Here is a 7,225-nt window from a genome sequence, read left to right as displayed (position 1 = left end):
CAGGCAGAGCGGGCGGCTCACGACCTTCCGCCCCGGCCCCGTTTCGACCACGGGTCGCCGCGCGCTTCGGCGGTGGGGGCGGGGGGGGGGGGCCCGGGCCCCCCCCCCCCCCGCCCCCCCACCACCGTTCGATCGGTCGATCAGTCGGCGATGTCGATCGAGTAGATGTCGACCTTCTGGTAGAGGTCCATCGTCACGTCGGTCACCCGCTCGGAGTAGCCGAAGACGTTCTGGCCGAACCGCAGCGGCAGCACCGGCATGTCCCGGACCAGCAGGTCTTCCGCCTCACGCCACAGCTTCTCGGCCTGCGCGGTGGTGGGCGCGGCCGAACCCTGACGGACCAGGCTGTCGAACGTGCTGTTCTTGTAGCCGTAGTAGTTCGACGACCCGTCGCTGGTGTAGAGCGGCCCGAGGTAGCTCTCCATCAGCGGGTAGTCCATGGCCCAGCCGAGCCGGATCAGGCCGGCGTCCTCCTTGGCCCGCACCTTGTCGAGCAGGGTGCCGAGCTTGGGTTGGGGGGCGCCGGTGCAGTTGACGCCGAGCGACCCCTTGATCTGGTTGCACATCGCGTCGATCCAGGCCTTGTGGCCGCCGTCCGCGTTGTAACCGATCTTGATGTCCTTGGGGCCGTTGGCCGCCGTGTAGAGCTGGCGGGCCTTGGTCGGGTTGTAGTCGCACCACTCGCCGCAGCTGTTGGGGCGGGCGCCGGACACGACCGGCGACACGAACGACTTGGCCGGCGTCTCGGAACCGAGGAAGACCTGCTCGGTCATCTCCTCGCGGTTGATCGCCATCGACAGCGCCCGGCGCGCGTTCGCGTTCTTCCACTTGTCCTCGTACATCGGGAAGCCCATGAACGAGAACGAGGAGCTCGGTGTCTTGCCCAGGCGGGCGCCGAGGTCGCTGGAGGCCGAGCCCAGGTTCTCGATCGGGATCTTGGTCTCGACGTCGAGGTTGCCGGCCATCAGGTCGGCGTACTGTGCGCCCAGCTCCTGGTAGATCTTCCAGGTGATGCCCGCGATCTTGGGAACGGTGCCCTTGAAGTCGGCCACCTGCTCGACCACGATCTTCTCGTCGTGGGCCCACTTGCCCTTCATCTTGAAGGGGCCGTTGCCGATCGGCGCCTCGCCGTACTCCTTGTTGAGCACGCCCGGGGCGGAGAAGGCCACCTTGGGCATCGGCAGGAAAGCGTCGTAGCCCATGACCGACTGCCACCCGGCGAAGCTCTCCGAGAGCGTCACCGTGAAGGTCAGGTTGTTGACCTTCTTGAGCCCGCTCAGCTTGGTCGCCTTGGGCTCGGGCGCCTTCTCGGGGCCGTCGTCGTCGGGGTCCTTGGCCTGCAGGTCGGCGAATCCGTCGATCCGGCCGTAGAAGTACGACGCGAGCTGCGCGTTCGGCCCGTAGGCGCCGTAGTTCCAGGCGTCGATGTAGTTGTCGGCGGTGACCGGTTCGCCGTTGCTGAAGGTGAAGCCCGGCTTGAGCTTGACGGTCCAGACCCGGTTGGCCTTGTCGTGGGTGATCGACTGCGCGGCGACGGGGTACGGCTTGTTCGTCGGATCGAACCGGACGAGCGGGTAGAACAGCGACGCCAGCACCTGCGAGGCGTTCGACTCCACCGCGTTCGTCGGAACGAGACTCGAGGGCTCGCCGATGCCGATGCTGATGCTGTTGGGCAGAACTTCGGTGTCTTCCGAGGTGCTACCGCTGCAGCCGGCCGCCACTAAGGCGATGGCGGCCAGGGAGGCCGCCACCTTCCACGGGCTTTTCCCAGGCATGTGGGGGGTGCCTCCTTCAGGGGCGCTCACGGGGGTCGTGTGAGACGCAGCAACTGTGACACAGAGCCAACGCAGGCCCGAGCCCCGTTATCAAGCCGATATTAGTCAAACCCCTGTTACGGCCCTTTTCCTAGGCCGCGAAGAAACCCCTGAACTGCGGGAATGGCTGCGGGTGCGCAAACGTGCACCCACCGCAGTGATGCCTTTCCAACCGATCAGACGAGGCGTCGATCAGCCGCCCATCGTGACAATTCGTAACGGTTGCTCATTTGCAGCTTCCGTAGGACGTTCGAGACGTGTGTCTCCACCGTCTTGATCGAGATGAAAAGCTCCTTGGCGATCTCTTTGTACGCATATCCCCGGGCAAGCAGCCGCAGCACCTCGCGCTCACGGTTGGTGAGCTGGTCGAGCTCGGGGTCGGCGACCGGCACGTCGGGCCGGGACGCGAACGCGTCGAGCACGAAGCCGGCCAGCCGCGGGCTGAACACGGCGTCGCCGTCGGCCACCCGGCGGATGGCCGCGGCCAGTTCGTCGGGCGAGATCGTCTTGGTGACGTAGCCGCGGGCGCCCGCGCGGATCAGGCCGATCACATCTTCCGCCGCGTCCGAGACCGAAAGAGCCAGGAAGCGTACGTGGGGATGGGTGCGCCGCATCGCATCGAGCACCGCCCGGCCGCCGCCGTCGGGCATGTGCACGTCGAGCAGCACCACGTCGGGCTCGATGGCGGCGATCCGGCTCACTGCCTCGGCGACCGAACTGGCCTCGCCCACCACCTCGACGTGGGCGCCCAGCTCGGCCCGCACACCGGCCCGGAACATCGCGTGATCGTCGACCAGGAAGACGGTGAGCCGCCGGTCGGTCGTGGGCTCCTGAGGCTCGGTCATCGTGCAGTCTCCTTCCCGGCCGCCACGCTCTCCCGCGAGACGGACATGGTCAGCCGGACCTCTGTGCCGTCGCCGGGGGCGCTGCGGATCTCGGCCTTGCCACCGTGGCGCTGCATGCGCCCGATGATCGAGCCTCGCACGCCGTGCCGCGACTCTTGCACACCGGACAGGTCGAACCCGGCCCCGCGGTCACGCACGAACACGCTCAGTTCCTCCGACTCGACCTCGGCGTAGAGCGACACCGTCTGCACCCCCGAGTGACGGGCCGCGTTGACCAGCGCCTCACGAGCGGCCGCGACCAGGGCCGCGACCCGGTCGTCGCACTCGGTGTCGCCGACCACGACGGTCTCGACGGTGATCGCGTACGTGTCCTCGACCTCGGCCGCGGCCTGCTCGAGGGCGGCCGCGAAGCGCTCGGTGGGCGAGGCGGTCGGTTTGTAGAGCCAGTTGCGCAGGCTGCGTTCCTGACCGCGGGCCAGGCGCTGGACCTCTTTGATGTCGGCCGAGTTGCGCTGGATCAGGGCCAGGGTGTGCAGCACCTGGTCGTGGATCATGGCGGCCAGCTCGGCCCTTTCCTGCTCGCGGATGCGGCCCTCGCGCTCGGCCCGGAGCTGGTTGAACATGCGCCACAGCAGCGGCGCGGCCACCACGCCCACGCCGAGCAGGCCGACCAGCGCGAAGATGACGCCGTTGACCACGGCCGTGAGGCTGCCGGCCGGGGCGTAGACCGCGACCACGCCGATGATGCCGGTGGCCACCAGCACCCCGCCGCCGATGAAGCGGAACAGGAAGAAGCGGCGGTCGCTCTCGGCCACCACGGCGGCCAGCCAGGGCTGCTGCGGCACGGCGCTGCCCAGGTGACGGCGGCTGGGGTCGGACTGGTGCCAGATGATGCCGGCGCCGACCGCGACGACCGCGATGAGCCAGCCCACCGTGCCGGCCACGCTGTTGTCGTCGAAGACCAGGGCCTGCAGCAGCACCACGCCGAGCCCGATGGCGGCGAACGGGAGCAGCATGGCCTTGTCGCGGCGCTGCGGCGGGTCGGCCGTGACGGCCTGTTGCGGCAGCACGGCCCAGAAGGCGGCATAGAGCAGCAGGCCGAGCCCGTTGAAGCCGAGCAGCACCACCAGCGCGATGCGCACGACCAGCACGGGAACGCCCAGGTGCTGGGCCAGCCCGGACGCGACGCCCGCGATGACGCGGTGGTCGCGCGGCCGGTACAAGCGGCGCGGTGGGGTGACGGCGGCGGTGATGGCTCCTCCTCGGCTCTGTGTCCCTCCGATCGTCACACGTTCGGGCGGCCTGGGCCACGGGGAACTCCCCCAGGTATCCGGCCCCGGGATCTCAGGGTGGCCTCAGGGTCGGAGCCGGAAGCGATTCGGGTGCCCGCGGGGTGAGGATCGATGTCATGAACGACGAAGCTGCCGCAGCGCGGGGTCCCGCCGGTCCGTCGCAGGACGTGCCGGCGTCCGCCGCCGACCCCACCACCCCGTCGGCGACTTCGGCGCCGGCCCCCGAGCCCGGCCCGGCCCCCGAGCCCGGCCCGGCCACCGAACCCGGCCCCGCCGATGAGCCTGGCTCGCGCACGGAACCCGGGCCGAGCGGTGGGTTCAACCCGCCGCCCTGGTTCGCGGCCGCGTCCGGCGACACCGGGCCGACCTTCTCGCGCGACAAGCTGGTGCGCCCCCGTCAGGGCCGGTACGTGTCCGGCGTCTGTGGCGCCCTGGCCCGCGCCACCAACACCGACCCCGTGCTGTGGCGCGTGTTGTTCGCCGTGCTCGCCGTGATCAGCGGGGTCGGTGTGCTGCTCTACCTGATCGGCTGGCTGGCCACCCCGGCCGAGGGTGACTCCGCCTCGCCGATCGAGTCGCTGCTGGGCAAGGGCCGCTCGGGGATGGCGCCGGTCTCGGTGGTGCTGCTCGGCGGCGCGGCGGTGCTCTCGTTCGCCTTCATCGTGCAGGACGGCATGCGGGCCAGCCTGCTCGCCTCCGCGGTCATCGTGGGCGCGATCCTGCTCATCAAGCGCAGCGGCAACAACCAGCACCAGCAGCAGCCGGCGGCGTTTCCCGCGGCCCCACCCCCGCCTCCGCCCGGTCCGTTCGAGCCGGCTCCGTACGAGAAGACGGCCGAGTTCGGTGCCGTCCCTCCGGCTGCGGCACCCACCGAGCCGGTGACTCAGCCCGTCGGCAGCCCGCCGCCTCCGTACAACCCGCCGCCCGGTGGCTACCGGCCGCCGTTCGCGCCGCACGGCCCGTACGCCCGGCCCACTCCGGTCACCTACCCACCCGCGCCCCCGGCCCCGCCGGTCGCGGTCAAGCCGCCGAAGCCACCCAAGCCCCGGCGCGAGCGCTCCAAGCTGGGCCGCCTGACCTTCTTCGCCGTGATCATGGTGACCGGCGTGCTGGCCGCGATCGACACGGCGGGCGCGAGCATCGCGGTGTCGGCCTACTTCGCCGCCGCGGTAGCCACGGTCGCGGCCGGCCTGATCGTCGGCGCCTGGCTCGGCCGGGCCCGCGGGCTGATCGCCCTGGGCCTGCTGGCCTCGGTCGGCCTGCTCATCTCGACCGGCGCCGAGCGCTGGGGCAGCGAGGTCGGCAACAGCGTCTACCAGCCTGCGACCCTGGCCTCGGTGGCCGACCGGTACGACTTCACGGCCGGCAACGCCACGCTCGACCTGCGCCAGGTCGACTTCACCGGGCAGGACCAGACGGTCACCGTCACCATGAAGATCGGCCAGGTGCGGGTGCTGCTGCCCGGGACGGTCGACACGACCACCACCCTCCAGCTCGACAACGGGCGGGCCGTGATCTTCGACAAGGAGTTCGCCGACCGCTATGCCGACGGACAAACCGTGACCAACCTCGGGACCGACGGCGTCGGTGGTGGCACGCTCAAGCTCGACCTGCAGATGGACACGGGCAACGTGGAGGTCCTCCGATGAAGCCGCATCGCACCGATGGCGTCTCGCTCAGCTTCGGCATCCTGTTCCTGCTGGTCGTGGCCTGGTGGGCGGCGTCGCGGGTGGTGACCCTGCACCTGCCCGCGATGGGCTGGCTGGTCGCCGGCGGCCTGATCGTCTTCGGCGTGATCGGCCTGCTCGGGGCGCTGCGGTCGGCCCGGTCGACGCCTACCCCGGCACCGGAGCCCGAGAAGCCGGCCGAGCCCGAACTGCCGGGCGACCTGTCCCCCGAGGTGCACGCGTCGATCGTCCGGGAACTCATGGAGGAACCCGGGGAGCGTTTCTCTCAACAGCACCCCGACCTGGCTTCCGACCAGCCCCGCAAGGACTGAGCCGGGCCGCGCAATATGCTCGTCGTCATGACTGCGTTCCCCGTTGTGTCCCGTGCGCCGATCGTCGGAGTCGGCATCACGGCCGCCCGAGCCCTGACCGCCGAGTTCGCCCGGCACAACGCGGCCACGTCCGCGATCGTGGTCGGGGCCGACCACGCCTCACCGGTGGTGGCCAGCGCGGTCGAGGCGCTGCTTCCCGGCGACCGGCTCACGCTGGTCGCCGGCGAGCGCAGCACGGCCGACCTGCTGCGTGACCACATCGACGGCCTCGGCGGCTGGATCGCCGACCGGGTGCAGGTCGTCGAGTCGCTCGACGAGGCCCAGCCGGCCGAGGTGGTGATCGTCGGCGAACCGCTCAGCGGCACCGCGGGCGACGTTCGTGACCTGCTCGACCGGCTCGGCAAGCACGTCACCGAGGGCGGCGTGGTCACGCTGGCCGTCCCGGCCACCCCGGGCCGTACGGGTGGGGCCGCGGCCGAATTGTTCCGGCAGGGCGCGCTGTTCGGGGTCGGCTCCGACCTCGTGGTGCGCAACCAGCCGCCGCTGCGGGTGCACAAGCTGCGCTTCACCCCGGCCGACACGAAGGTGGCGGCGACGCTGGCCCCGGCCTACCGGCCCTCCAGCGTCCCGGTCACCCGGGGCATGCACATCGACTCCAACGGCGTGGTGGCCGCGGGCATCACGCTCGGTCTGGCCGCCGTGGCCCGGGTGGCCCGGCCCCAGTCCAAGCTGTGGCTGCTGCCGGCGCTGGCCGCGGCCCCGGTCGCGGCGTTCTTCCGCGACCCCGAGCGCGAGCTGCCGGACGACCCGGCCGCGGTCGTGGCCGCCTCCGACGGGCGGGTGCTCTCGGTCGAGCGGATGACCGACGAGCGCTTCGGGCCGGGCGAGTTCCTGCGCATCGCGGTGTTCCTGTCGGTGCTCGACGTACACGTCAACCGCGTGCCGGTGGCCGGGCGGGTGACCGACTACTTCGTCGAGGAGGGCGGCTACGCCAACGCGATGACGGCCGCGGCCGAGCACAACGTGGCCGCGTACACGGTGCTCGACACCGACCGCGGCCCGGTGGTGGTGGCCCAGCGCACCGGGCTGATCGCCCGCCGCATCGTCCAGCGCGTCCCGGTCGGCACGCTGGTCGCCCGGGGCGAGCGCATGGGCCTGATCCGCTTCGGCTCCCGCACCGACGTCTACCTGCCCGCCGACCGGGCCGAGGCGCTGGTCAGCGTCAACGACAAGGTCCTGGGCGGCACGTCCGTCATCGCCCGCTGGGTCTGAGCT

6 protein-coding genes are annotated in these 7,225 nt (G+C 71.1%); 3 read left to right on the top strand and 3 right to left on the bottom strand.

Annotated elements, in window-relative coordinates:
• Positions 1-140: 140 nt before the first annotated feature.
• The 3 genes from M1L60_RS34955 to M1L60_RS34945 form a co-directional block, all read right to left on the bottom strand.
• Positions 141-1,775 carry a peptide ABC transporter substrate-binding protein gene (locus M1L60_RS34955; protein WP_253241819.1) on the bottom strand — a complete coding sequence of 545 codons (1,635 nt, stop codon included), beginning with the start codon at positions 1,773-1,775 and terminating at the stop codon, positions 141-143.
• 215 nt (positions 1,776-1,990) lie between these two features.
• The gene (locus M1L60_RS34950) at positions 1,991-2,659 is read right to left on the bottom strand and encodes a response regulator (protein WP_253241818.1); all 669 of its coding nucleotides are present in this window, start codon (positions 2,657-2,659) and stop codon (positions 1,991-1,993) included.
• Complete coding sequence (locus M1L60_RS34945; RefSeq protein ID WP_256517737.1) at positions 2,656-3,882, bottom strand: PspC domain-containing protein; 1,227 nt, start codon at positions 3,880-3,882, stop codon at positions 2,656-2,658. Before M1L60_RS34945 ends, M1L60_RS34950 begins: the two co-directional genes overlap by 4 nt.
• Before the next feature lie 185 nt (positions 3,883-4,067).
• On the opposite strand from M1L60_RS34945, the gene M1L60_RS47625 reads away from it, so the two are divergent.
• Genes M1L60_RS47625 through M1L60_RS34925 form a run of 3 tightly spaced genes read left to right on the top strand, consistent with a single transcriptional unit; the run spans position 4,068 to position 7,222 of the window.
• Positions 4,068-5,600 carry a PspC domain-containing protein gene (locus tag M1L60_RS47625; protein WP_274622924.1) on the top strand — a complete coding sequence of 511 codons (1,533 nt, stop codon included), beginning with the start codon at positions 4,068-4,070 and terminating at the stop codon, positions 5,598-5,600.
• Entirely contained in the window at positions 5,597-5,950 is a 354-nt protein-coding gene (locus tag M1L60_RS34930; protein WP_253241817.1) for a hypothetical protein, read from the top strand. The genes M1L60_RS47625 and M1L60_RS34930 overlap by 4 nt, the downstream gene beginning before the upstream one ends.
• Positions 5,951-5,977: 27 nt before the next feature.
• Complete coding sequence (locus tag M1L60_RS34925; protein ID WP_253241816.1) at positions 5,978-7,222, top strand: phosphatidylserine decarboxylase; 1,245 nt, start codon at positions 5,978-5,980, stop codon at positions 7,220-7,222.
• Positions 7,223-7,225 lie beyond the last annotated feature (3 nt).

Source organism: Paractinoplanes aksuensis (assembly GCF_024137025.1).
Taxonomy (GTDB): Bacteria; Actinomycetota; Actinomycetes; order Mycobacteriales; family Micromonosporaceae; genus Actinoplanes; species Actinoplanes aksuensis.
The sequence above is the reverse complement of the archived record's forward strand: the minus strand, read 5'-3'. Positions and strand labels throughout refer to the sequence as shown.